Origin of the sequence: Streptococcus gallolyticus subsp. gallolyticus DSM 16831 (genome assembly GCF_002000985.1) — a bacterium.
GTDB classification, from domain to species: Bacteria; Bacillota; Bacilli; order Lactobacillales; family Streptococcaceae; genus Streptococcus; species Streptococcus gallolyticus.
Genome location: NZ_CP018822.1, coordinates 1,489,360 through 1,512,854, shown reverse-complemented (window position 1 = coordinate 1,512,854; position 23,495 = coordinate 1,489,360). Strand labels below are relative to the sequence as shown.

The following is a 23,495-nucleotide window of genomic DNA, read 5'->3' as shown; positions in this document are numbered from 1 at the left end:
TTTTTATGGAAAGGAGTAACAAATGGCAAATATGCAAGAATTGCTTTCGCAACGGTTTGAAGCTCAAAGGCAAAAACTCGTTAGCATGGATATTGTGGCAGTTGCGGAATCTTTAGGAATGACACTAAAACCAGGTTCAAGTGGTACCTATTATTGGGAAGAACATGATAGCTTTCATATCTACCCTAATACGAATACGTTCCGCTGGTGGTCAAGAAGTATTGGCACAAATACTATTGACCTGGTTCAAGTGGTACAAGAAGAAATGACAGGTCACAAACCAAGTTTTAGAGAAGTAGCAGCCTTTCTTGAAACTGGTCACTTTGACAATGTAACAGTACAACCAATTGTGAAAGAACCTTTTGAGTATTATCTAGAGCGCTATGAGCACCCTGATTTTAATATTGGGAGACAGTATCTGAAAGAAGAACGTGGTTTGTCTGATGAAACAATTGATACGTTCTTAGCTTCAGGCAATCTAGCCACTGCGACGCGTAAAAAAGGTGATTATTTTGAACCTGTGATTGTTTTTAAAAGCCGTGATAATGATGGGAAAATGATTGGCGCCAGTCTTCAAGGGATTGTTGAAAATCGAGTACAGCATCCTGAACGTGGACGTCTTAAACAGATGATGAAGAATTCGGAGGGAACTGCAGGCTTTAGTTTAGATGTTGGGACTCCTAAGCGGTTAGTCTTTGCGGAAGCCCCAATTGATTTGATGTCTTATTACGAGGTCAACAAAGATGACTTACAAGATGTTAAGCTTGTTGCTATGGATGGTCTGAAAAAAAGCGTTGTTAGCCGCTATGTGGCTGATTTGTTAACGGATGGCAAATATTCTCAAACCATGTCAGCTGAGCAAATTAGAGGTGCTTTAGATGCTTTAAATCAGACCACTAATCTGTTACAAGAGCATTCAGATATGATTACGCTAGCAGTTGATAATGATGAGGCAGGTCAAAATTTTGTTAAAGGCTTGCAAGATGATGGTATTCCTGTGATACCAGATTTACCACCACGTCAAACAGCTCAAAAGAAAATGGATTGGAACGATTATCTTAAACAAATGAAGAAAGAGAGCGCACAAATGGCAGAAACACCAGAAGTAGAAAAACAATCACTTTCTGAGCTCCAAGAAAGCTTATCAAACGAAGGTGATTTAGTTAGTACCATTACAAGTGATAGCAGTATTATTTATACGAATACAGTAAGCTTTAACCAAGATTATAACCTTAATTTAGAGATTCATAGTCCTAATGAAGTAGATAATCTCTCAGATATTCAAGCACCTTGGACACTTGAAGTCATGAAGAAAGGTCAGTCACTTGGCTATCTTGCTTATGGTGAAGATTGGGGCAATGATTTTGATATTGAAGATGAGTTAGTTAATCTTGAAAATTGGGTTAAAGACAACCAAGTTACTAATCATTTATATACTCAAAAAGATATTAATGCGTTTTTAGCTAGCACACAAGAGGTTGAGCCCAAAATGGGTGACTTTGTCCTTAAAGGTGGTGGTATTTATGACTTCGGAAAGAGTCAGCTTGAAGGAGAAGAATTACGTCAACATGCCATTGATGCAATGATTTCTGATATTACAGATGCTGAAACCTATTACCTTTGGCACGATGAAGAGTTAGAAAAACTAAATGCACCTGATGAAGCTTTCTTGAATTTCCATTACCATTTACAAGATATTCAATACAACCAAAATGATATTCATCTTTATGTGTCAGAATCATCAACTGATGGTGTTACAGGTTATCTTTCACTAGACGGAAATTCTCTTGATAGCGATAGTATTGAAGAGTATTTAGCTGATCAAGATTGGACGTTTGATCAAAAAGTACAGTTTCTTAAGAATTTAAAAACTGCAGTTGATGATACCTGGAATAAAATTACTGACCACTATAATGAACAATTTAATGCAATTGTTGACCAGTATGGGTTATCTTCACAAAAAGAAAAAACTCCTGAAGTACCTCAAGAGCTAGAAAGTGCTAATTCAGAGCAACAAAAAAAGGTTGAGAACCCAATCGGGGATTTACCTGAGCAAAGTCAGGAGGCAGCACCTCTACCTAATACTCACGAAGAGTACTCTTTGAATGAGTCGTTACCGACTCAAACTCAGTCTCAACCTTTACTTCATTTTAACATTTCTAATCCAGATAAGTCAATTTATAAGGTCGGTTATCATCCAGTCAATAGAAAAGAGTTAAACAAATTAAATCGCTATGCAGCCCAAATTCAAGAAAATGCAACCTGGTATAAGAACGAATTGGCCGATAGCAATGTCACTTATTTTTATAAAAATAACGATAATCTAGAAGCTTTAAAGGTTACTTTTAAAGCAGAGCAGTACCCACATCTCATAGGTTTCTTTGCAATTGATGAAAATCAAAGCGCAAGTAAAACCTTGGATGATTTAGCATCTGGGAAAGGAGATTATCAAAATATTATGGTTGCCAACCGAGGGGCTACCTTTAGTAAAATTCAAGTATTACCTGATTTTAAAGCTGTTGTTGATTCAAATAGCTTTATTTTTGATGATTTATCAGAAGTAGAACGCATGAATCGTCTTGACTTAGCAAAGGCTATTCGAACAGAGGATAAGGATGTTTTGATTGCTTTTAGAAATGTTGATGGTGAGTATCTTCCTGCATCTCTTATGAAAGTTACTAATAAGCTTGAGTCAGAGTTGTCAATTGCAAATAATAAAGACGTTTTAGGTATTGTTGGTGAGAAAGATGGAGAGTTTAAAGTTTTTTCAGTCAATGAAGAAATTATCAAAGATGGTGGTGAAAAAATGTTATCAATTGTAAAAAATAACCAATTTGAAAATCATTCTAAAGCAGAAGTGACTGCTGAAGACTTTACTAAAGTTTTAGATGCTGTTTACAATGTTGGTGCTCAAGTTGGTAAAGATAACAGAGCTAATATTCCCAAAGAATTGTATCCAGCTTGGGATAAATACTATGAATATGCTGAAAGATATGATAACAATTTTGAGGTTATTGTTAAAGCAGCAAGAGCAGATAATCTCTTTGATGAAAATTCTGATTTTTATAAAGATGTCTGGCTTCGAAAAATTCAAGAAGAAAATCAGAAAGTAAAAGATTCTGATGGAGATGGATTAACCGATGATGAAGAAATCGCATTAGGAACAAATCCGTATAGCCCAGATACTGACGGTGACGGTGTCATAGATAGTATTGAAAGAGGAAGTGGAACAGATGCGACGAACCCTTCTGATACACCAGACAATAGGCAAAACGAACAAACGAAGCACAATTTAGCTTTGTCAGAAATGATTAAAGCTAAAGATACCGCTGCTCTAAATCAGCACTTGCAAGAAGGGATCAAAGATTACTTTGATAGTGATACCTATAAAAATTATTTGGAAGGTATGGCACACTTCAATCACTATTCTCCTCGTAACATTCAATTGATAAAAGCACAATTGCCAGAGGCAACAATGGTCGCTTCTTTTGAAGAATGGAAAAAGCGAAATGGTCATGTTAACAAGGGTGAAAAAGCTCTATATGTTCAAGCGCCAGTAACTGTGATTAAAAAAGATGCCGACGGCAACCCTGTCGTCAATTCAGAAACTGGAGAAAAAGAAACTTTCACTTACTTTAAACCAGTTCCTGTTTTTGATATTAGCCAAATTTCTCCTCAGCAAGGCAAACAGCTTAACCTGCCCAAATCATCTGAAGCTATTCCTGCCCAACTTAATAAAGATTATTATCAAAATGTTTATCGAGCGCTAAGAGATATTTCACAAAAAGAAAATGGTATTCCAATTCGTTTTAGAGAATTAGAGCAATCAGATGGTTTCTACAATCCTAAAACAAATGATATTACAATCAAAAAAGGGATGACTTATGAACAAACCCTTTCCACGCTTATTCATGAAATGGCGCATTCTGAATTACATAACAATCAAAGTTTAGCTGAACATTTTAAAGGAAAACTCACTCGTTCCTCAGAAGAGCTACAAGCTGAGTCAGTTGCTTATGTTGTCTCTAATCACTTAGGCTTTGATACAAGTAACGATTCATTTGCCTATCTTGCTTCTTGGTCGCAAGAAGCAGATGGATTAGAAAATCTAAAAGCGCAACTTGAAATTGTTCAAGAAGAAGCTAATTCACTGATGAACCGCATTGATAAGCAGCTAACTAAATACCAAACGTTAACTGTTTCAAAAGATGAACCATTAACCGAAACTCAAAAACGTAACTTAGAGAAGTCAGCAAATCCCTTTTATCAAAGTTTGCAAAAAGCCAAAGCCGAAGTTAACAACATGAAAAAAGGTGATGAACCTAGCAATGAGAAAACCGTAAAAAAAGACAATCGACCTACGAAGTGTTAACACAGCGTAGGTCACGTCGAAAACAACTAACCCCACAAGGAGGACAATATGATAACAGACGAAATGATGACGATAACTGAAATGATATTAATGAGTTATTACTTTGATATGAGCGAATGGCTCAAAGGAAATAAAATCATTAATAGTGATATCGTTCAAAAATCAAAAGATGATTTATTGGATGTTCTTAAAACTGATTTTGAACAACTCACAACCGAAGATAATAACGATTATCTTGATGACCTCTCAATCAGTATTGGCACTCTTGAAGAGTTGTCAGAAGATAACTACCAAAAATTAAAAACAGCTATTTTTTCTTGGGAACCAAGCAAGAAAAAATAAAAATCGTAAAAGAAGAGGGCTGACAATTGTTCAATTGTCAGTTTTTCTATTGTTGCATTTTACCAAAATGCAATTATCAAAAATTGTCAATTTTGATAATTGCACGAAGTGCGAAAAAGGGGATTGGGGATTTCCCCAAAGTGTAAAAAGTCAAAAGTCGGTTTGTAAGGTTCCTGCAAACCGACTTATTGACCTTTTTATTTTCGCAAGTGTCCGGACACTTGCTACGCTTGCCAGAGCACAAGTGGGTCTGCTTCAGGAAAAAGATGAAGTATTGGTATTTGAAAATTTACATAGAATGGAGAGAGTGATGACAACCAAAAGACGAAAACGAGTTAACCGCTTTGAATTAAGAACGACTGATGAAGAAGCGTTTCAATTACGCCAACGGATAACAATGGCTAATAAGAAAACCTTTCAGGGCTATGCGTTAGAGATGTTGTTGAAAGGCAAAATTGAAACCTATGATTATTCAGAATTACAACAGTTGCGAGTAGAAGTTAATCGTATTGGTCAAAACGTTAACCAGTTAGTGCGTTATGTGAATACGTTTGATGAGATTGATAGTGAATTGTTTAAAGCTTTGCAAGCTGAAATTGATGAAATGAAAGTATTGCTCATTGATGAATTTAAAACGAAAGGTCGGGCAAAATTAAATGGTGGTGACAAAAGTAATCCAGATTAAAACAAGCCGTAATTTAAAACGGGCAATTGATTATATTACTCGTGATAGTGCAACATTGAAATTAGATACTGAACGTTTAGAAGGTGATGACAATTATTCTTATGAGATGGTCAATGGTCAAGTGATGAAACGGTTGGTATCTGGTCATGATGTCACCGGTATTTCAGATCCACAAACAATTTATGATGATTTTGTGTTGTTAAAACAATCTGTTGATGCTCTTTATAATAACGATGAGCTATCCGATTTGAAAAATGATAAACGTGTTTTAGCACACCATATCATTCAATCGTTTTCGCCAGAAGATGGCTTAACTCCAGAAGAGGTTAACGAGATTGGACGAAAAACCGCTTTAGAGTTAACGGGAGGTGATTATCAATTTGTCGTTTCAACACATATGGATAAAGGGCATTTGCATAATCATATTATTTTTAACACAACGAATGAAGTGACTCTGAAAAAGTTTCGTTGGCAAAAAGGAACCAAAAAGAGTTTAGAACATATTTCAGATAAGTATGCTGAGCTTTATGGTGCAAAAGTTTTAGAACCGAGACTTAGAAATTCTCACACAGATTATTCGGCATGGCGCCGAAAAAATAATTTTCGGTTTGAGATTAAAGAACGATTGAATTTTTTGTTAAAGCACTCTTTAGATATGACTGACTTTTTACAAAAAGCCAAAACTTTAAATTTACAAGTTGATACGAGTGGTAAATATATTAAATACAAATTACTTGACCAGCCACAAGAGCGTTTTGTTCGTGACCGTACGTTATCAAAAAAAGGAAAGTTCTCACTTGAAAAAATCAAAGAACAAATTGCAACAAACGAAGTTGTTTACGATGTAACTATTCTCAAAGAAAAATATGATGAGGAACAGGAAAGTAAACAAGATGATTTTGAGATGCAACTCACAATTGAACCTTGGCAAATTCAACAACTGACGAGTCAGTCAATTCATGTTCCTGTCACTTTTGGATTAGACCGAAAAGGAACCGTTTCTATTCCTGCACGGATGTTAGATCAAAATGAAGATGGAACGTTTACCGCCTATATTAAGAAAAATGATTCCTTTTATTTTTTAAATGCGGATCACTCTGAACAAAATCGTTTTATTAAAGGAGTCACTTTAATCAAACAATTATCGGCTCAAAATGGTGAACTGATTTTAACTAGAAACAAAAATATTACAAACTTAGATAGGTTAGTCGATGAATTTAACTTTCTATCAGCAAACAATGTTACCAATTCAAAACAATTTGAAAATCTGCAACAACAATTTTTAGAGCAGCTGGATGAGACGGATAAAACTTTAGCCGCACTGGGTGATAAGATTTTTTATCTTAATAAATTGCTAGGAGCGTTATCTGATTATCAAAATAATATTGTTCCATCAGAAGTGAGTCTTGACCTTTTAGAAAAAGGAAAAATTGATAAGACAATGAAACTTGACGAGTTACAAAAAGAAATTAAAGAGCTTCAAATTGAACGTGACACACTCAAAAAGCATAGAGATAAGATTGTAAAAGATTATGACTTTACTAAAGAGATCAAACAAACGCATGAAAAACGCACTGAAATATCATTGTAAGCAATTTAACAAAAGGGATAGTCTCAAAAAGATAGTAACTAACTTTTTCTATAGTGCTTTTTATCTGATATAATAAACTAAATGATACAAAAGGAAATGATACTATGGTAACAAATAAAGAACAGATTAAAAATTCAGGAAAGTGTCTCTTTGTTGAGACGACCACAAAACTTTCAAGTGATGAGTTATTAAAAGCAATAGCTGATGACAACATGACAGAAGAGCAAGTGGAACAATTAAAAATTGATCTGGATATCTTTTTAAAACAAAGAGCAGCTGCTTTCAAGGAATGAGGTGAGGAATTGCAAAAACATAACCTAATAAAACTGTTAAAGGGGCTTCTCTTGGTGCTATTATTGCTTATAGGAGTAGCCTTAATTTTTAACAAATCTATCCGAAATACCTTAATTGCGTGGAATACTAATCAGTATCAAGTCTCACAGGTTTCTAAACAAACCATTGAGCAAAATAAAGACGCTAATGTGAGTTATGATTTTGATTCGGTCGAATCCATTTCAACCAAATCTGTTCTAAAAGCCCAAACCAATAGCGCTAATCTTCCTGTTATTGGTGGGGTTGCTATTCCAGAGGTTGGGATTAATCTTCCCATTTTTAAGGGACTCGGTAATACAGAATTGACTTATGGGGCAGGAACCATGAAAGAAAATCAAGTCATGGGAAGTGGTAACTACGCTCTTGCCAGTCACCATGTGTTTGGCTTAACAGGTTCTTCTCAAATGCTCTTTTCCCCTTTAGAAAATGTTAAAACAGGGATGAAGATTTACTTAACAGATAAAGAAACAGTGTATACTTACGTTGTCACATCGATTGAGAGCGTTGCTCCTAGTCAGGTAGCGGTAATTGATGATACAGAAGAAACAGAAGTCACCTTGGTCACGTGTACGGATGCTGAAGCGACCTCACGGACGATTGTCAAAGGTATTTATGACTCTGAAGTTAGTTTTAAGCAAGCTCCAGAGGACATTTTAGAGGCTTTTAACACAGCTTATAATCAAATTGTGTTATAAATAAGGAGAGGGAGATGATTTGCTTAATATCAGCTTTGTTTTTATTAGCATACATCGTTTTAGGAATAGCACTTATTGTGCATCATAATGATCTGGCCTTACCCAAACCCTTGGCGTATGGGTTACTTGTCTTGTTCATTGTTGGAATTTTGGTGCTAGGCTATGCTACATTATTTTTTGTCCTTTTTGGCTATAATTCTTAAATTATCCAAAATACTTGTAACAACCTTAACAAGTTACAAGAATTGATAACGAAAAGAATACATTCTGGCAGTCGTAACAACTGCTAGCTCTATTATAGGGCATACTAAAAAACAGGTAACAGCTATCCAATTTAGGGTAACTACTACCTGTTTTTGTGCTTTTCAAGTGTCAAAGGTACGCCCGTGTTAATTAAAATGGATTGAAAAGCATTTTGATTATTGTAACATAGTTTTTTAAAAGGGAAAAGTGGTCACAAATCTGCGACCACTTAGGGAATAAAAATAAAGTTATTTTTAGGATGACTACAGTATAGCAATTTTCCTTTTTAAAAGCTAATAATAAACATATTATTTCACAAATTTTTCAAAAATTCGTTAAAATAAGACCATGGTTGTAATGAGATTTGATGAAAGAGGATTCGCTGAAGAACTAGATAAACAACGTGAGTATGAGTTCTTAAAACGAGTATCAGACTACGATAAGCAAATGGCGCCAGCTATGCGAGCCAATGGTTATAAAAGGGTAGACAGTAGTGAACGAACCGTATTATTTACATTCGGTGAAATCACCTTTTCAAGAAACCGATGGCGCAGGGGAAATGAGACACGTTATCCTGTTGATGATTGGCTGGGCTTAAAGAAATATCAGAGGTGTTCTCTTGAACTAATGTATCACCTTGCTAGATATGCTTCAGAAATGTCTTATCGCCAAGTTTGTCGAATGATTAAACTATCTTATCGCTTAGATATTACGAAAGACACTGTTCTAAAGGCTGTTAAATTAACAGGACAATTATTCTCTGAAAAGAGTCATTATCGTTATTTCGTAGAAGAGCATGTCCCAGAAAAAATCAAAGCACCGATTATTTACGTTGAGGGTGATGGTGTTCTGGTGAAAACAACTTCTAAAAATAACGAGAAACATAACACAGATTTAGCACACTTTCTGATTCATACAGGAACCCAAAAAGTACACGGCCGATCAGCATTGCTTAATAAACATGAAATTATTCATACTGATTATGATATAGCCAGAGAAGAGTTATTAGATTACCTTTATAATCATTTTGAAATCACTGACCAAACCATTTTAGTGACTAACTCAGACAATGGCAAGGGCTATACCAGACGTGTCTTTCAAAATATTCAAAAGGCGCTCAAAATTAAACGTCACGAACACTTTTGGGATGCCTACCATGTGAAAGAAAAACTTAAACAATTTTTTAAACCCTATCCAAGAGTCCTCCAAGATTTGGCTTTTAAAGCGGTTCAGACGCACGATCGAAAATTATTAAAAACGGTTTTAGATACCACTGAGGCTTTAATCCTTGATGAAGAAGACCATTATGATTTTCAAAATTTTCGTCAGAAATTACTTGATAATTTTAAGGATACCAAACCAGCTCAATTAAGAGGCTTATCGCTGAATGGCATTGGCAGTATGGAAAGTCAACATCGACAAGTCACTTATCGGATGAAACATCGTGGGATGTACTGGTCAATCAAAGGTGCCTGTGCAATGGCAAAGCTTATTCTTGTAGAGAGAATTGATCAATTAGAGGAACTTTTCTTTGGGGCTTGGCGCAAAGACTATCAGTATTATCATGCTAAACGTTTAGGAGTGGGACCTTTAGGGGATCGTGCTAATAACGATCCGTTTCCATCACAGAAAATTTTGAAAAGGGGTGGGAAGTATATCGGTTATGACCGTCAACAATATAAATACTAAACGCTTAAAAAATTTAATTTTTAAGGCTTTTTTGTGCTGTTTTCCTTTACATTTAAGCTTTATTTATGGTATAATGTACTTAGCAGAAAACGAAAAAGCTCAGGAGCGGGTAACTCCTGAGCACCGATTAAGACAAACTACCTTTTGCTTAATCAGTCACGAGTTATTGTAACACAAAAAAGATAATATCGTCAAGACTGAAGCAAAGGAAAAATTTGTTTCAGTCTTTTTTCGATGATAAGAATTCTCTGTTTTCAACGTTTTGTCTAGGTTATTTGAAAATTCCCAGAAAAAAAGACACATACTTAGCGCGTGTAAGGATTGACTTTTTTTGATAAATTAGGTATCCTAGTAGGGAACGTGTAAATGTTACAATATCTTGAGGAGGTGAAACACATGTCAAAAACAGTAGTACGTAAAAACGAATCACTTGACGATGCACTTCGTCGTTTCAAACGTTCTGTGACTAAAGCTGGGACTCTTCAAGAATCACGTAAGCGTGAATTCTACGAAAAACCTTCTGTGAAACGTAAACGCAAATCAGAAGCAGCTCGCAAACGTAAAAAATTCTAATTAAATTTAGATACAAGAAAAGAGGCGCCAAGCGTCTCTTTTTATGCTCTAGATTGAAAAATTATTTTTCTTTCAACAAATCGCGGATTTCTGTAAGAAGTTCTTCTTGTGTAGGTGCGGCTTCTTCTTCCACTTCATCTTGTTTTTTACCAAAAGCAGAAGCAGCGTTAGCAGCTTTAACGATGAAGAAGAGGGTTGTACCAACAATTAGAAAATTAATAACAGCGCTTAAGAAACTACCATAGGCAACACCATGCCAAGAAAGTTCTGCAATTTTTTCCACACCAGCTGCTTTCAAAGCAGGGTTAAGGAAAAGTGGAGTGATAACATCTTCAACAAGAGATGTTACAATAGCGTTGAAAGCTGCACCAATAACAACAGCGACAGCAAGGTCAAGGACATTGGCCTTGAACAAAAACTCTTTGAGTTCTTTAATCATAGAAAAACCTCCTAATTAAACGTTAACAGTATCATTATACCAAAAAAAACATACAAAAGGCAGCTATCTGCCTAAAAATGTGAATAAATCTAGTATTTATTTAGAGAAATATTCAAAAAATGCCATTCTTATTCATTAAACGTTAATGTTGAGCTTTTCAAAAAAATACTTTTTATATTGAAAATGATTCTATTGAGATTGAAAACGTCAAGAAACTAAAGTGAAAAAGGGGGATTCAATTTCCTAAAATCATTGCAACTATTCGGAGTTTTAGATTTACAAATGCTGCTCAAAATGTTATAATGAAATACAAAACTAAAATGGGCTTAGTGCGTGGAGGTGATCTTTTGGCAATTGACAAAGAATTAATTTCCGAGATAAAAAATAGCGTTAATATTGTTGATGTTATTGGCGAGGTGGTTAGTCTTACACGTGCTGGTCGCAACTATATTGGACTTTGTCCATTTCACAAGGAAAAAACGCCGTCTTTTAATGTCATAGAAGACAAGCAATTTTTTCATTGTTTTGGTTGCGGAAAATCTGGTGATGTTTATAAGTTTTTGGAAGAATATCGTCAGGTTAGCTTTTTAGAGAGTGTTCATCTGGTAGCTGAGCGCGCTGGAATCCCTTTGCAAGTTGATGTTCAACAGACGCAAACAAAGCCACAAAATCCTAATCAGATATTGATTGACATTCATAAAGATGCGGCTAAGTTTTACAATGCTGTTTTAAAGACGACAAAAGAAGGGCAAGAAGCGAAGAACTATCTAGCACAACGTGGTTTGACAGATGAGCTGATTGATTATTTTAATATTGGATTGTCGCCAAACGAACCTGATTTTTTATACCAATCTCTAGCAAAACGCTATGATGAGAATGCTTTAATGGCTTCAGGTCTTTTTAATTTGTCCGAAAGAACGAATCGTGTCTATGATGCTTTTCAAAATCGGATTATGTTTCCATTGACCGATGACAGTGGTCAGGTTGTTGCATTTTCGGGACGGATTTGGACCAAAGAGGACCTTGAAAATAAGCAAGCGAAGTATAAGAATACTCGTTCCACAGCGCTGTTCAATAAATCGTATGAACTTTATCATTTAGATAAAGCTCGTCCAGTAATGTCGAAAAAACATGAAGTCTATTTGATGGAAGGTTTTATGGATGTTATTGCTGCCTACCGTGCTGGTATTGAAAATGCTGTCGCTTCTATGGGAACGGCATTGACTCCAGACCATGTTAGACATCTGAAACGTTACGCCAAAAAAGTGATTTTGACTTATGATGGTGATAACGCTGGTCAAAATGCGATTGCCAAGTCTTTGGAGCTTCTAAAAGACTTTAACGTTGAGATTGTGCGTGTTCCTGAGCAAATGGACCCTGATGAATTTATCCAAAAAAATTCGCCACAAGCTTTGGCAAATTTGCTTGAGAATAACAGGATAAGTAGTACAGAATTTTTTATTCATTACTTGAAACCTGAAAATAGCGATAATCTCCAAGCTGAGATTGCCTATGTCGAGCAAATTTCAAAAATTATTGCGCAATCGCCGTCAATTACAGCACAAAATTCGTATATTAATATGGTGGCTGATTTATTGCCTGACTTTGATTACTATCAAGTCGAGCAATCGGTAAATAGTGAACGTCTGCAAAACCGCTCAAATCTGCAATCAGAAGCAGTTAAACAACGAGTGACTGTTGTGGAATTACCTATTTCCAAGAATATATCTGCAATTATCAAAGCAGAAAGTCAGTTAATGCACCGACTTTTGACACACGATTATCTCCTCAATGAATTTAGAAATCGTGGCGAATTTACCTTTGATACCCAAGAGTTGCAAGCTTTGTATGATTTATTAGTGCAGCAAGGTGAGGTGAATTCCTATGATTTAGCGCAATTTGATGACCCAACGCGCCAGATGTATTATCGCGTTTTGGAGGAAAATTTACCAGATGAAATTGCGAATAATGAAATAGAGGAAATTATTGATAAGCGTGATCGTCTTCTTCGAGAAAGAGATTTGCAAAAGCAAAGCAAACTCATTCGTGAGTCTAGCACTCTTGGAGATGTTGATGCAGCTTTAGCGGCTTTGGAAAATTTCATTGCCCAAAAAAGAAATATGGAATAGAGGAAAATATGGCAAAAGAAAAAGAAATTACAACCTTTAATGTTCAAGTTGCAGAATTTATTCGTAATCACAAAAAGAACGGCACTGCCGTTGATGATGAAGTAACTGAAAAATTAGTTATTCCATTTTCATTAGATGCCGATCAAATAGATGACCTTTTGGAACGTTTGACAGATGGTGGTATTTCAATTACGGACAAAGAAGGAAATCCATCAACAAAATACGTCGTTGAAGAACCAAAACCAGAAGAATTGACAGACGAAGAATTACTTGGTAGTAATTCTGCCAAGGTTAATGACCCAGTGCGTATGTACCTCAAAGAGATTGGTGTCGTGCCATTGCTCACTAGCGAGGAAGAAAAAGAATTGGCTGTTGCCGTTGCTGCTGGTGACCTTCAAGCAAAACAACGTTTGGCTGAAGCTAACTTGCGTTTGGTTGTTTCAATTGCAAAACGTTATGTTGGACGTGGTATGCAATTTCTTGACCTTATTCAAGAAGGAAACATGGGCTTGATGAAAGCTGTTGATAAATTTGACTACTCAAAAGGGTTCAAATTCTCAACTTATGCGACATGGTGGATTCGTCAGGCTATCACACGTGCAATTGCTGATCAAGCTCGTACGATTCGTATTCCTGTCCACATGGTTGAAACTATTAATAAACTTGTTCGTGAACAACGTAACCTCCTTCAAGAACTTGGACAAGACCCAACGCCTGAACAAATTGCAGAGCGTATGGATATGACGCCTGACAAAGTTCGTGAAATTTTGAAAATCGCTCAAGAACCTGTTTCATTGGAAACACCAATCGGTGAAGAAGATGACAGTCACCTTGGTGATTTCATTGAAGATGAAGTTATTGAAAACCCAGTAGATTACACAACTCGTGTCGTACTTCGTGAACAATTGGACGAAGTTTTGGATACGTTGACAGACCGTGAAGAAAATGTGTTACGTTTGCGTTTTGGTCTTGATGATGGTAAAATGCGTACATTAGAAGATGTTGGTAAAGTTTTCAATGTGACGCGTGAACGTATTCGTCAAATTGAAGCCAAAGCTCTTCGTAAACTACGCCACCCAAGCCGTAGTAAACAACTCCGTGATTTTATCGAAGATTAATTATTAATGTGAGGTTCGCTTATGTCAGAACAAAAATATACTGAAGAAGAAGTAGCAAAAATCAAAGATCGTATTCTTGAAGCTTTGGAAATGGTTATTGACCCAGAATTGGGCATTGATATTGTCAATCTAGGTCTTGTCTATGAAATACGCTTTGAGCAAAATGGTCATACTGAAATTGACATGACGTTGACGACAATGGGATGTCCACTTGCTGATCTTCTTACAGATCAAATTCATGATGTGATGCGCGAAATTCCAGAAGTAACGAATACCGAAGTGAAGCTGGTCTGGTACCCAGCTTGGACGGTAGATAAGATGAGCCGCTACGCTCGCATTGCTTTAGGAATTAGATAACTATTAATAAATATAGCACCAGCAATCTAACGATTGTTGGTCTTTTTTTACTTGAAAAATAAATGACATGTTATGGTAAGAGCGTGTAAATTTTTAAATAAGTTGATGTAGTGGCTTTTAAAACGTTGCCATATCTTGTTGCAGGATAACACGATTTGTTATAAAAACAGAAAATTCTGAAATTTTAACCGAAAATACTTTACAACATAAAAGTATAGTGTTATATTATCTTTCATAAAATATGATTTTCTAGTGTGGAGATATCTTATTTTGCGATTCTGAAATGTCAGAAAATTTTATGAAAAGGAGAGTTCTTGTATGGTTAAAGGTAGTGGCAAGTCATTTTTGACAGAAGAAATAAGGCTAACAATTTAGCTCAAAACAGCTCATGAGATGAGGATGCCGATAGTTTTTATTTATCACTTGATAGAAAATAGTTATTTTACAAAGAATAACAATAGATATATACTTTTATTCATGAAATAACTTATCGGTGATTCGGCTATTCATGGTAATGATGCTGTTTTTTATTATAGGTTGTTTTAAATTTAGTCACACGAGATTGTGGACGTTTTAAGAAAAGAGGTTATTTATGAAAAAGGGTTATTTAGTAGCAGCAGGTGTCACTCTTGTGTCGTTGGCGGCTTTGCAAGGGTGTTCAAATTCAAGTTCTGCTAAAACAGAAAGCAAGACATATTCTTACGTATATACTGCGGATCCTAATACGCTTGATTATACTGTATCTGGTCGTGCTACAACATCTAATATAACTACCGAAGGTATAGATGGTTTACTAGAGAATGATAAATATGGTAATTTGATTCCTTCTCTTGCTAAAGATTGGAAAGTTTCAGCGGACGGGTTGACATATACCTATACACTCCGCAAAGGTATTAAGTGGTACACCTCTGATGGTGAAGAATATGCCGAAGTGACAGCAGATGATTTTGTAACAGGTCTAAAACACGCAGCTGATAAGAAGTCTGATGCTTTGTATATCGTTCAAGATTCGATTAAAGGCTTGAATGATTATGTTGAAGGAACGACAAAGGATTTCTCAGAAGTCGGTATCAAAGCAGTTGATAAATACACTGTTCAATACACTTTAAACCAACCAGAAAGTTATTGGAATTCAAAAACAACCTACGGTATTTTGCAACCTGTTAATGCAGACTTTTTGAAATCAAAAGGCGATGACTTTGGTTCTGTGGATCCATCAAGTATTCTTTACAATGGACCATTTATCGTAAAATCAATCACTTCTAAATCTTCCATAGAGTTTGAAAAGAATGAAAATTATTGGGATGCAGATAAAGTAAAACTTGATGCGGTGAAATTAACTTATAGTGACGGTTCTGATCCAGAATCACTCTATAAAAACTTTGATAAAGGTAACTATAGTGAAGCACGTCTTTATCCAACGAAGTCAAGTTATAAAGCTATTGAGAAAAAATATAAAGACGAAATTTATTATGCACCACAAGATCAGACGACTTATTATGTATCCTTTAACTTGAATCGTAAAGCTTACGAATTTACTTCAAAAGAAAATGATACTCAAAAAACGGACACACATAAAGCAATTTTAAATAAAGATTTCCGTCAAGCCATTACCTTTGCTTTTGATAGAACAGCTTATAATTCGCAAAGTGTAGGTAAGGAAGCAGCATCGAAATCACTTCGTAATTTATTTGTACCGCCAACATTTATTTCTACTAACGGAACGGAGTTTGGAGAACTTGTTAAAGAAGATTTGGCGGGTGATTCAACTTGGAGCGATGTTGATTTTTCAGATGCTCAAGATGGGCTTTATAATGTTGATAAAGCAAAAACTTCATTTGAAAAAGCAAAAGCTGCTCTTGAAGCAGAGGGAGTGCAGTTCCCAATTCATATAGATATTGCGGCTGATCAGACTTCTGATGTTGCAGTCCAACGAGTAAGCTCTTTGAAACAATCTGTTGAAGCTTCGCTTGGGACAGATAATATTATAATTGATATTCAAAAAGAAAGTGAAGATGATTATTATCGTACAGGTTACTACGCTGAATCCGCAGATCAAAAAGATTATGATATTTCAGATGGTTCAGGTTGGTCTCCGGATTATGACGACCCTTCAACTTATTTAGATATTTTCAATTCAGAATCTGGTGCCACATCTGATAATATTGGAGTTGATACCAACGATGCGGATGCTAAGGCTGAAGCTGAAAAGGCAGTAGGGCTTGATACTTATACAGAGTTAACAAAGGCTGCTGCTGCTATTACAGATGATTTGGATGCACGCTATAAAGCTTATGCGAAAGCACAAGCTTGGCTAACGGATAATGCTATTATTATTCCAACGATTAGTTTAGGAGCAACACCAAAACTTTCAAAAGTCGTACCATTTACAGCATCTTATTCAGTATCTGGTAGTAAAGGGGGAACGTATAAATACGTTGAAATTCAAGATGAGCCTGTAACTACTAAGCAATATGAAAAAGCATTGAAGAAATGGGAAAAAGCTAAGGAAAAATCAAACAAAGAATATCAGGAAAAACTTTCAGAGCATATTGAAGACTAGCATTTTATGACATAAGAGTTTTCTCGATTATGGGGAAACTCTTAATTTGGTAATGGTTGGAGGAGTTATGAAAAAATATATTGGAATGCGTGTCTTACGTTCATTTGTCTCGATTTTTCTAGTGACAACGTTGACATATTTAATTATTTATTCTTTGGTTCCTAGGAGTTTAATTTTTAGCCAAGACCCTAACTACAATAAAATGGCAGCAACGCCTGACAGACGCGTCAATTATGAAGCGACAGTTTTAAAACGCACGAGCTATATTGACTACATGGATAGTAAAGACTTGCAGAAGAAAGCGTCTAAAATTGATTCTGAAGTGACAACGGCTGTTACAACTAAAAATAAGAAAATTTATCAAAAATACATCAAAAGTATTGGTCGCAATTGGCAATTATATCAATTTCCAGAAAGTAAAAAATTCTATGCCGTTCGCGATATCCCTTTGTATGAACGTGTTTTCCGTTTTTATTCACATTTGATTGTGATTGATCATCCGTGGAAAATCAAAGATTCTTCAAATCCAAATTTAAAACGATACGTTCGTTTTGAAAATGATCCTGCCATTGGTCCAGCCTTGGTTGGCTCGGGCACGGAATATAAATATTTGCTTTACTTTAATAGCAGTTTTCCTTACATTCATCAAAATATCATAACAATGAATCTTGGAATTTCTTATCCAAGTTATGCTAATCTACCTATTTTACAAGTTATTGGGCAAGGGCAAGGGAAAACGGAAGCAAGGGAAGTGACTTTCCCAACGGGGAAAACGAAGATGAGTTCGATTGACATTTATTCGCGCACTTATAAATCTCCTAAGAAAGCCGATGCGATGGCGATTGATAATTTTGGAAAAGGTGATGCTTATACAGCAACGCGAAATCATTATTCTGATCCGTCTATGGTGTCTAATTCAGTCAGAATCGGCATTATCGGTGTTATTATTTCTTATGCTTTTGGTTTGCCAATTGGGCTTTTAATGGCACGTTTTAAAAATGGCTTTTTTGACCGTTTCTCAACTGGTGTGACAACGTTCTTGTTAGCTTTACCAAGTATTGCAATTATTTATGCAATTCGTTTTATTGGTTCGGCGCTAGGTTTGCCAGATTCGTTTCCATCTTTGGGAGCACATGATTGGCGTTCATATGCCCTTCCTGCCTTTATCTTAGGATTTCTTAGCATTCCAGGAACAGTTGTTTGGTTCAGACGTTACGTGGTTGATTTGCAAAATAGCGATTTTGTCCGTTTTGCGCGTGCAAAAGGGTTGTCTGAAAATGAAATTTCACGAAAACATTTGTTTAAACAAGCCATGGTTCCTGTTGTTAATGGTATCCCTGAAGCGATTTTAGGCACGATTGTTGGAGCGACTTTGACAGAGACAATCTTTGCTTTTCCTGGGATGGGAAAAATGTTGATTGATTCCATTAAAGCGACAAACAATGCTATGGTTGTCGGTCTTGTTTTCTTATTTACAAGCTTATCTGTTATTTCACTTTTACTGGGTGATTTGTTAATGGTTATCTTAGATCCACGCATCAAGTTAGCTTCGAAAGGAGGAAAAAGATGACAAGTATTGATAAAGAACAGTTTGAGTTTGTAACATTGGATAGTGCTGCTTCTGAAACCATTGATGCACCTACTTACTCTTATTGGAAATCAGTCTTTAAACAATTCTTTTCACGAAAATCCACTTTCTTTATGTTGGCTATTTTGATTGCGATTATCTTAATGAGTTTTGTTTATCCGCTGTTTGTTCATTGTGATTTTAGCGACGTTAGTGACATTAATGATTTTTCAAAACGTTATGTTTGGCCAAATAGTCACTATTGGTTTGGAACGGATAAGGACGGTCGTTCCTTGTTTGACTGCGTGTGGTACGGTGCTAGAAGTTCGATTCTGATTTCGGTGATTGCGACGGTGTTAAACATGATTATCGGAGTTGTTATTGGTGGTATCTGGGGTATTTCAAAAACGGTAGATGCTATCATGATTGAGGTTTATAATGTGATTTCAAATATTCCTCAGTTGCTGATTGTTATGGTGTTGACTTACTCTCTAGGTGCTGGTTTTTGGAATATGATTTTAGCCTTTTGTATCACGGGGTGGATTGGAATTGCTTATTCTATCCGTGTGCAAATCCTTCGTTATCGTGATTTAGAATATAACCTTGCCAGTCAAATTTTAGGAACTTCAAAAGTTAAAATAATTGTCAAAAATTTGTTGCCACAATTGATTTCTGTTATTGTGACAATGGTTTCACAATTATTGCCGTCTTACATTTCTTATGAAGCTTTCCTTTCATATTTTGGTATTGGGTTACCAATCACAGATCCAAGCTTGGGGCGCTTGATTTCAAATTATTCATCAAACTTAACCTCGAATGCCTATCTTTTTTGGATTCCTCTAACAATACTAGTGCTGGTATCGTTGCCACTATATATCGTTGGTCAAAACCTTGCGGATGCTAGTGATCCAAGAACACATAGATAGGAGAGATTATGACAAAGAAAAATACAATCATCAGTATTCGTGATTTGGTCGTCAAATTCAGAGTGCGTAACCGTCAATTGACTGCGATTAGAAATATTTCTCTCGACCTTTATGAAGGAGAAGTTCTGGCTGTAGTGGGCGAATCTGGAAGTGGTAAGTCTGTTTTAACTAAGACTTTCACAGGAATGCTTGAAAGCAATGGTTATGTATCAAATGGTTCTATTTTATATCGTGGGCAAGAATTGACTGACTTAAAAACAAATAAGGAGTGGGAAAATATCCGTGGCGGGAAAATTGCCACGATTTTCCAAGACCCAATGACATCGCTTGACCCTATTAAAACGATTGGTAGTCAGATTGTTGATGCCATTATCAAACATCAAAAAGTTTCAAAAGCAGAAGCTAAAACATTAGCGCTTGATTATATGAAGAAAGTGGGCATTTCTGATGTTGAACGTCGATTTAATGAATATCCGTTCCAATATTCGGGTGGCATGCGTCAGCGAATTGTGATTGCGATTGCACTGGCATGTAAGCCTGATGTGTTGATTTGTGATGAACCAACAACAGCATTGGATGTTACCATTCAAGCGCAAATTATTGCTCTGCTGAAAAGTTTGCAAAAAGAGTATCAATTTACAACTATTTTCATTACTCATGATTTGGGAGTGGTGGCTAGTATTGCTGACAAGGTTGCCGTGATGTACGCAGGACAAGTTGTTGAGTATGCGACGGTTGAAGAATTGTTTTACAATCCCAAACACCCCTATACGTGGAGTTTGTTATCAAGTTTGCCGCAATTAGCGGACGAAGAAAGTGGTTTGCTCTTTTCCATTCCAGGAGCACCACCATCACTTTATACTGAAATCGACGGTGATGCCTTTGCACCACGCTCACATTTTGCAATGAAAATTGATTTTACAAAAGAGCCGCCTATTTTTAATGTCTCTGACACACACTGGGCTAAGACGTGGCTGCTTCACCCAGATGCACCCAAAATTGATAAACCAGAAGTGATTCAAGATTTGCATCATAAGATTTCACGAAAAATGTTAAGTTAGGAGTAAGGAAATGTCTGAAAAATTAGTTGAAATTCATGATTTGGAAATTTCCTTCGGGGAAGGAGACAAACGGTTTGTAGCTGTCAAAAATGCGAATTTCTTCATTAATAAAGGAGAGACTTTTTCGCTAGTGGGCGAATCAGGAAGCGGAAAAACGACCATTGGTCGTGCAATTGTCGGTCTAAATGAAACCAGTTCAGGTGACATTGTTTACAATGGCAAAAAAATAAATGGTAAGAAATCAAAACGTGAAAAAGAAGAACTTATCCGAAAAATTCAAATGATTTTTCAAGATCCAGCTGCAAGTTTGAATGAACGTGCTACCGTTGATTACATTATTTCAGAAGGGTTGTACAATTTTAAACTGTTTAAGGATGAAGAAGAGCGCCAAAAGAAAGTAAAAGAGATTATTGAAAAAGTTGGTTTATTACCAGAACATTTAACGCGCTATCCACACGAGTTTTCAGGTGGTCAACGTCAGCGTATCGGAATTGCTAGAACACTTGTTATGAATCCTGAATTTATCATTGCAGATGAACCGATTTCGGCTCTTGATGTTTCAGTCAGGGCGCAGGTTCTCAATCTTTTAAAACAAATTCAACAAGAAAGTGGTTTAACTTATCTATTTATCGCTCATGATTTATCAGTTGTTCGCTTTATTTCTGATCGTATTGCGGTTATTCACCAAGGAGTGATTGTTGAAGTGGCAGAAACTGAGGAGCTGTTCAAGCATCCTATCCACCCTTATACTCAATCACTTTTATCAGCGATTCCAATTCCAGATCCTATTTTGGAGCGCCAAAAAGAATTAATTATCTACGACCCAGAGCAACACGATTACACAACCGACAAACCACAAATGGTTGAAATTAAACCCAATCACTTCGTCTGGGCAAATCAAGCCGAAACTGAGAAATATCAAGAGAATGGTGAGTAAAATTAAGAGAGAATTTAATAGTTTCCCTTTTTATCGAAACTCAAAAAGATAAATAAAAAGTAACTATTGTAAACGCTATTTTTCTGTGGTATAATTTCAACTGAAATTGACTAAAGGAGAAAAAATGAAAAAGTTACTAGTTAATTTAATTGGATTTATAGTAGGAATTTCTCTTTTTATAGGAGTGACAGTTTCTGCAGATACACCGATGTATAGGCTTTATAATCCGAATTCAGGTGAACATTTTTATACGAGCTCAACCTATGAACGTGATTCCCTTGGAAGTATAGGGTGGAAAAAAGAGGGGGTTGGGTGGTTAGCGCCAGATTCTGGAAATCCTGTTTATCGTTTGTATAATCCTAATAGCGGTGATCATCATTATACTCAATCGGCTATTGAACGAGACTCATTAACTAGAATTGGTTGGCGTTATGAAGGAATAGCATGGCAATCTGGCGGGAGTGTTCCTGTTTATCGTTTGTATAATCCTAATGCTCGAACTGGTACACATCACTATACATTATCTGGAGGAGAGAGAAATTCGCTTGCTAGTATAGGTTGGCGTTATGAAGGTGTATCTTGGTATGCTATCAATGACGGAGCTGCCTATGCGGATGCAAGTAGTTTTTCCAATAGTAACGGTGGAAATTCGGGAAAAAGTTTAGTTGGTCCTAATGCTGATGGAATGGTATATGTTGCTAGCGGTGGAAATTCGGATGTTTATTGGTACCGTATCGAAAATATGCCTAGTAATACAAACTTTAACAATGTTGTTAAAATGAGTGAGCAGACAGCTATTTCGCGTGGAAAACATCATTCTGAAAAAGAAAAATATAACTAAGGAGAAGAGAAGTCTCTTCTCTTTTTCTAGTGCTTTTTCTGAAAAAATAGTGTAAAATAGTAGGGAATGAATTTAAAGGAGTTCTAACATGATTTTAGTTACAGGTGCCAATGGGCAATTAGGAACAGAATTACGCTATTTATTAGATGAACGTGGTGAAGAGTACGTGGCGGTTGATGTTGCGGAAATGGACATCACAAATGCTGAAAAAGTTGATGAAGTATTTGCGCAAGTGAAACCAACACTTGTTTACCATTGCGCGGCTTATACAGCCGTTGATGCTGCTGAAGATGAAGGTAAAGAACTTGACTATGCTATCAACGTAACTGGTACAGAAATTGTTGCCAAAGCAGCTGCTAAATATGGTGCAACTCTTGTTTACATTTCAACTGACTACGTTTTTGACGGAAAGAAACCAGTTGGTCAAGAATGGGAAGTTGATGATACACCAGATCCTCAAACAGAGTACGGACGTACAAAACGTCTTGGTGAAGAAGCCGTTGAAAAATACACTGATAAATTCTACATCATCCGTACAGCTTGGGTATTTGGTAATTATGGTAAAAACTTTGTTTTCACAATGCAAAACCTTGCCAAAACACATGACACATTAACTGTTGTCAATGACCAACATGGTCGTCCAACATGGACTCGTACTTTGGCTGAATTTATGACTTATTTGACAGAAAATCAAAAAGAATTTGGTTATTATCACTTGTCAAATGATGCCACTGAAGACACAACTTGGTATGATTTCGCAGTAGAAATCTTGAAAGATACCGATGTTGTAGTGAAACCAGTTGATTCAAGTCAATTTCCAGCTAAAGCAAAACGTCCACTTAACTCAACAATGAGCCTTGCTAAAGCTAAAGCAACTGGTTTTGTTATTCCAACATGGCAAGAAGCTTTGCAAGAATTTTACAAACAAGACGTTAAAAAATAATAACTGTTCGTCGCAGTTTCAAAACATGATTATGGGGTTAGGAGATTTTCTAACCTCATTTTTGATTGTGACGCCCTAGGTGCTTTTGTAG

General features: G+C 36.1%; 20 protein-coding genes. 19 read left to right on the top strand and 1 reads right to left on the bottom strand.

The genetic code is table 11. The annotated features are described in order from the left end of the window. Positions 1-22 precede the first annotated feature (22 nt). The 9 genes from BTR42_RS07610 to rpsU all read left to right on the top strand — a co-directional run bounded on the left by BTR42_RS07610 (position 23) and on the right by rpsU (position 10,523). On the top strand, positions 23-4,372 hold the full coding sequence (locus BTR42_RS07610) for a PBECR4 domain-containing protein (protein ID WP_077497063.1): 4,350 nt from the start codon (positions 23-25) through the stop codon (positions 4,370-4,372). Positions 4,373-4,420: 48 nt separating this feature from the next. Beyond that, on the top strand, positions 4,421-4,714 hold the full coding sequence (locus BTR42_RS07605; RefSeq protein WP_012961410.1) for a hypothetical protein: 294 nt from the start codon (positions 4,421-4,423) through the stop codon (positions 4,712-4,714). 310 nt (positions 4,715-5,024) lie between these two features. Beyond that, complete coding sequence (locus BTR42_RS07595) at positions 5,025-5,399, top strand: plasmid mobilization protein (RefSeq protein WP_077498010.1); 375 nt, start codon at positions 5,025-5,027, stop codon at positions 5,397-5,399. Next, positions 5,371-6,990: a helical hairpin domain-containing protein gene (locus BTR42_RS07590; RefSeq protein WP_077497062.1), complete on the top strand. Its 1,620-nt coding sequence runs from the start codon at positions 5,371-5,373 to the stop codon at positions 6,988-6,990. The genes BTR42_RS07595 and BTR42_RS07590 overlap by 29 nt, the downstream gene beginning before the upstream one ends. 104 nt (positions 6,991-7,094) lie before the next feature. Beyond that, positions 7,095-7,283 (top strand): hypothetical protein, encoded by a 189-nt coding sequence (locus tag BTR42_RS07585; protein WP_077497060.1) that lies wholly within the window; start codon positions 7,095-7,097, stop codon positions 7,281-7,283. Between the two features lie 9 nt (positions 7,284-7,292). Next, the gene (locus tag BTR42_RS07580; RefSeq protein WP_077497058.1) at positions 7,293-8,018 is read left to right on the top strand and encodes a class A sortase; all 726 of its coding nucleotides are present in this window, start codon (positions 7,293-7,295) and stop codon (positions 8,016-8,018) included. Between the two features lie 14 nt (positions 8,019-8,032). After that, the gene (locus BTR42_RS07575; protein WP_077497056.1) at positions 8,033-8,221 is read left to right on the top strand and encodes a hypothetical protein; all 189 of its coding nucleotides are present in this window, start codon (positions 8,033-8,035) and stop codon (positions 8,219-8,221) included. A gap of 388 nt (positions 8,222-8,609) precedes the next feature. Further along, positions 8,610-9,950 (top strand): ISLre2 family transposase, encoded by a 1,341-nt coding sequence (locus tag BTR42_RS07570; protein ID WP_077497054.1) that lies wholly within the window; start codon positions 8,610-8,612, stop codon positions 9,948-9,950. Between the two features lie 396 nt (positions 9,951-10,346). Continuing rightward, positions 10,347-10,523, top strand: coding sequence for a 30S ribosomal protein S21 (rpsU, locus tag BTR42_RS07565; RefSeq protein ID WP_000048058.1), 177 nt, complete (start codon positions 10,347-10,349; stop codon positions 10,521-10,523). A gap of 61 nt (positions 10,524-10,584) precedes the next feature. On the opposite strand, the gene mscL is transcribed toward rpsU, so the two are convergent. Next, positions 10,585-10,962 carry a large conductance mechanosensitive channel protein MscL gene (mscL, locus tag BTR42_RS07560; RefSeq protein ID WP_009854482.1) on the bottom strand — a complete coding sequence of 126 codons (378 nt, stop codon included), beginning with the start codon at positions 10,960-10,962 and terminating at the stop codon, positions 10,585-10,587. Between the two features lie 320 nt (positions 10,963-11,282). Here mscL and dnaG point away from each other — a divergent pair, with 320 nt between their 5' ends. From dnaG to rfbD, 10 genes are all read left to right on the top strand, one after another. Beyond that, a complete protein-coding gene (gene dnaG, locus BTR42_RS07555; protein ID WP_331852238.1) occupies positions 11,283-13,091 on the top strand; it encodes a DNA primase in 1,809 nt (602 codons plus the stop codon). Positions 13,092-13,099: 8 nt separating this feature from the next. Continuing rightward, entirely contained in the window at positions 13,100-14,209 is a 1,110-nt protein-coding gene (gene rpoD / locus BTR42_RS07550) for an RNA polymerase sigma factor RpoD (protein WP_009854480.1), read from the top strand. Positions 14,210-14,230: 21 nt separating this feature from the next. Continuing rightward, positions 14,231-14,566: a metal-sulfur cluster assembly factor gene (locus BTR42_RS07545; protein ID WP_009854479.1), complete on the top strand. Its 336-nt coding sequence runs from the start codon at positions 14,231-14,233 to the stop codon at positions 14,564-14,566. 592 nt (positions 14,567-15,158) lie between these two features. Further along, positions 15,159-17,129 carry a peptide ABC transporter substrate-binding protein gene (locus BTR42_RS07540; RefSeq protein ID WP_077497050.1) on the top strand — a complete coding sequence of 657 codons (1,971 nt, stop codon included), beginning with the start codon at positions 15,159-15,161 and terminating at the stop codon, positions 17,127-17,129. A 67-nt stretch (positions 17,130-17,196) separates the two neighbouring features. Continuing rightward, the gene (locus BTR42_RS07535) at positions 17,197-18,699 is read left to right on the top strand and encodes an ABC transporter permease (protein ID WP_077497048.1); all 1,503 of its coding nucleotides are present in this window, start codon (positions 17,197-17,199) and stop codon (positions 18,697-18,699) included. Beyond that, the gene (gene oppC / locus BTR42_RS07530) at positions 18,696-19,622 is read left to right on the top strand and encodes an oligopeptide ABC transporter permease OppC (RefSeq protein ID WP_061459706.1); all 927 of its coding nucleotides are present in this window, start codon (positions 18,696-18,698) and stop codon (positions 19,620-19,622) included. Before BTR42_RS07535 ends, oppC begins: the two co-directional genes overlap by 4 nt. Positions 19,623-19,630: 8 nt before the next feature. Further along, positions 19,631-20,683 carry an ABC transporter ATP-binding protein gene (locus BTR42_RS07525; protein WP_074657565.1) on the top strand — a complete coding sequence of 351 codons (1,053 nt, stop codon included), beginning with the start codon at positions 19,631-19,633 and terminating at the stop codon, positions 20,681-20,683. Between the two features lie 10 nt (positions 20,684-20,693). Beyond that, complete coding sequence (locus BTR42_RS07520) at positions 20,694-21,620, top strand: ATP-binding cassette domain-containing protein (protein WP_077497046.1); 927 nt, start codon at positions 20,694-20,696, stop codon at positions 21,618-21,620. A 124-nt stretch (positions 21,621-21,744) separates the two neighbouring features. Beyond that, entirely contained in the window at positions 21,745-22,461 is a 717-nt protein-coding gene (locus tag BTR42_RS12975; RefSeq protein ID WP_331852232.1) for a hypothetical protein, read from the top strand. Between the two features lie 88 nt (positions 22,462-22,549). Further along, positions 22,550-23,404: a dTDP-4-dehydrorhamnose reductase gene (gene rfbD / locus BTR42_RS07510; RefSeq protein ID WP_074581190.1), complete on the top strand. Its 855-nt coding sequence runs from the start codon at positions 22,550-22,552 to the stop codon at positions 23,402-23,404. Positions 23,405-23,495: the final 91 nt, after the last annotated feature.

Coding starts and splice junctions, on each gene's coding strand:
- oppC (WP_061459706.1), top strand. CDS start 18,696: ATGACAAGTATTGATAAAGAACAGTTTGAGTTTGTAACATTGGATAGT.
- rfbD (WP_074581190.1), top strand. CDS start 22,550: ATGATTTTAGTTACAGGTGCCAATGGGCAATTAGGAACAGAATTACGC.
- BTR42_RS07545 (WP_009854479.1), top strand. CDS start 14,231: ATGTCAGAACAAAAATATACTGAAGAAGAAGTAGCAAAAATCAAAGAT.
- mscL (WP_009854482.1), bottom strand. CDS start 10,962: ATGATTAAAGAACTCAAAGAGTTTTTGTTCAAGGCCAATGTCCTTGAC.
- BTR42_RS07535 (WP_077497048.1), top strand. CDS start 17,197: ATGAAAAAATATATTGGAATGCGTGTCTTACGTTCATTTGTCTCGATT.
- BTR42_RS07540 (WP_077497050.1), top strand. CDS start 15,159: ATGAAAAAGGGTTATTTAGTAGCAGCAGGTGTCACTCTTGTGTCGTTG.
- rpsU (WP_000048058.1), top strand. CDS start 10,347: ATGTCAAAAACAGTAGTACGTAAAAACGAATCACTTGACGATGCACTT.
- BTR42_RS07590 (WP_077497062.1), top strand. CDS start 5,371: ATGGTGGTGACAAAAGTAATCCAGATTAAAACAAGCCGTAATTTAAAA.
- BTR42_RS12975 (WP_331852232.1), top strand. CDS start 21,745: ATGAAAAAGTTACTAGTTAATTTAATTGGATTTATAGTAGGAATTTCT.
- BTR42_RS07520 (WP_077497046.1), top strand. CDS start 20,694: ATGTCTGAAAAATTAGTTGAAATTCATGATTTGGAAATTTCCTTCGGG.
- BTR42_RS07525 (WP_074657565.1), top strand. CDS start 19,631: ATGACAAAGAAAAATACAATCATCAGTATTCGTGATTTGGTCGTCAAA.
- BTR42_RS07605 (WP_012961410.1), top strand. CDS start 4,421: ATGATAACAGACGAAATGATGACGATAACTGAAATGATATTAATGAGT.
- BTR42_RS07570 (WP_077497054.1), top strand. CDS start 8,610: ATGGTTGTAATGAGATTTGATGAAAGAGGATTCGCTGAAGAACTAGAT.
- BTR42_RS07575 (WP_077497056.1), top strand. CDS start 8,033: ATGATTTGCTTAATATCAGCTTTGTTTTTATTAGCATACATCGTTTTA.
- BTR42_RS07595 (WP_077498010.1), top strand. CDS start 5,025: ATGACAACCAAAAGACGAAAACGAGTTAACCGCTTTGAATTAAGAACG.
- dnaG (WP_331852238.1), top strand. CDS start 11,283: ATGGGCTTAGTGCGTGGAGGTGATCTTTTGGCAATTGACAAAGAATTA.
- rpoD (WP_009854480.1), top strand. CDS start 13,100: ATGGCAAAAGAAAAAGAAATTACAACCTTTAATGTTCAAGTTGCAGAA.
- BTR42_RS07585 (WP_077497060.1), top strand. CDS start 7,095: ATGGTAACAAATAAAGAACAGATTAAAAATTCAGGAAAGTGTCTCTTT.
- BTR42_RS07610 (WP_077497063.1), top strand. CDS start 23: ATGGCAAATATGCAAGAATTGCTTTCGCAACGGTTTGAAGCTCAAAGG.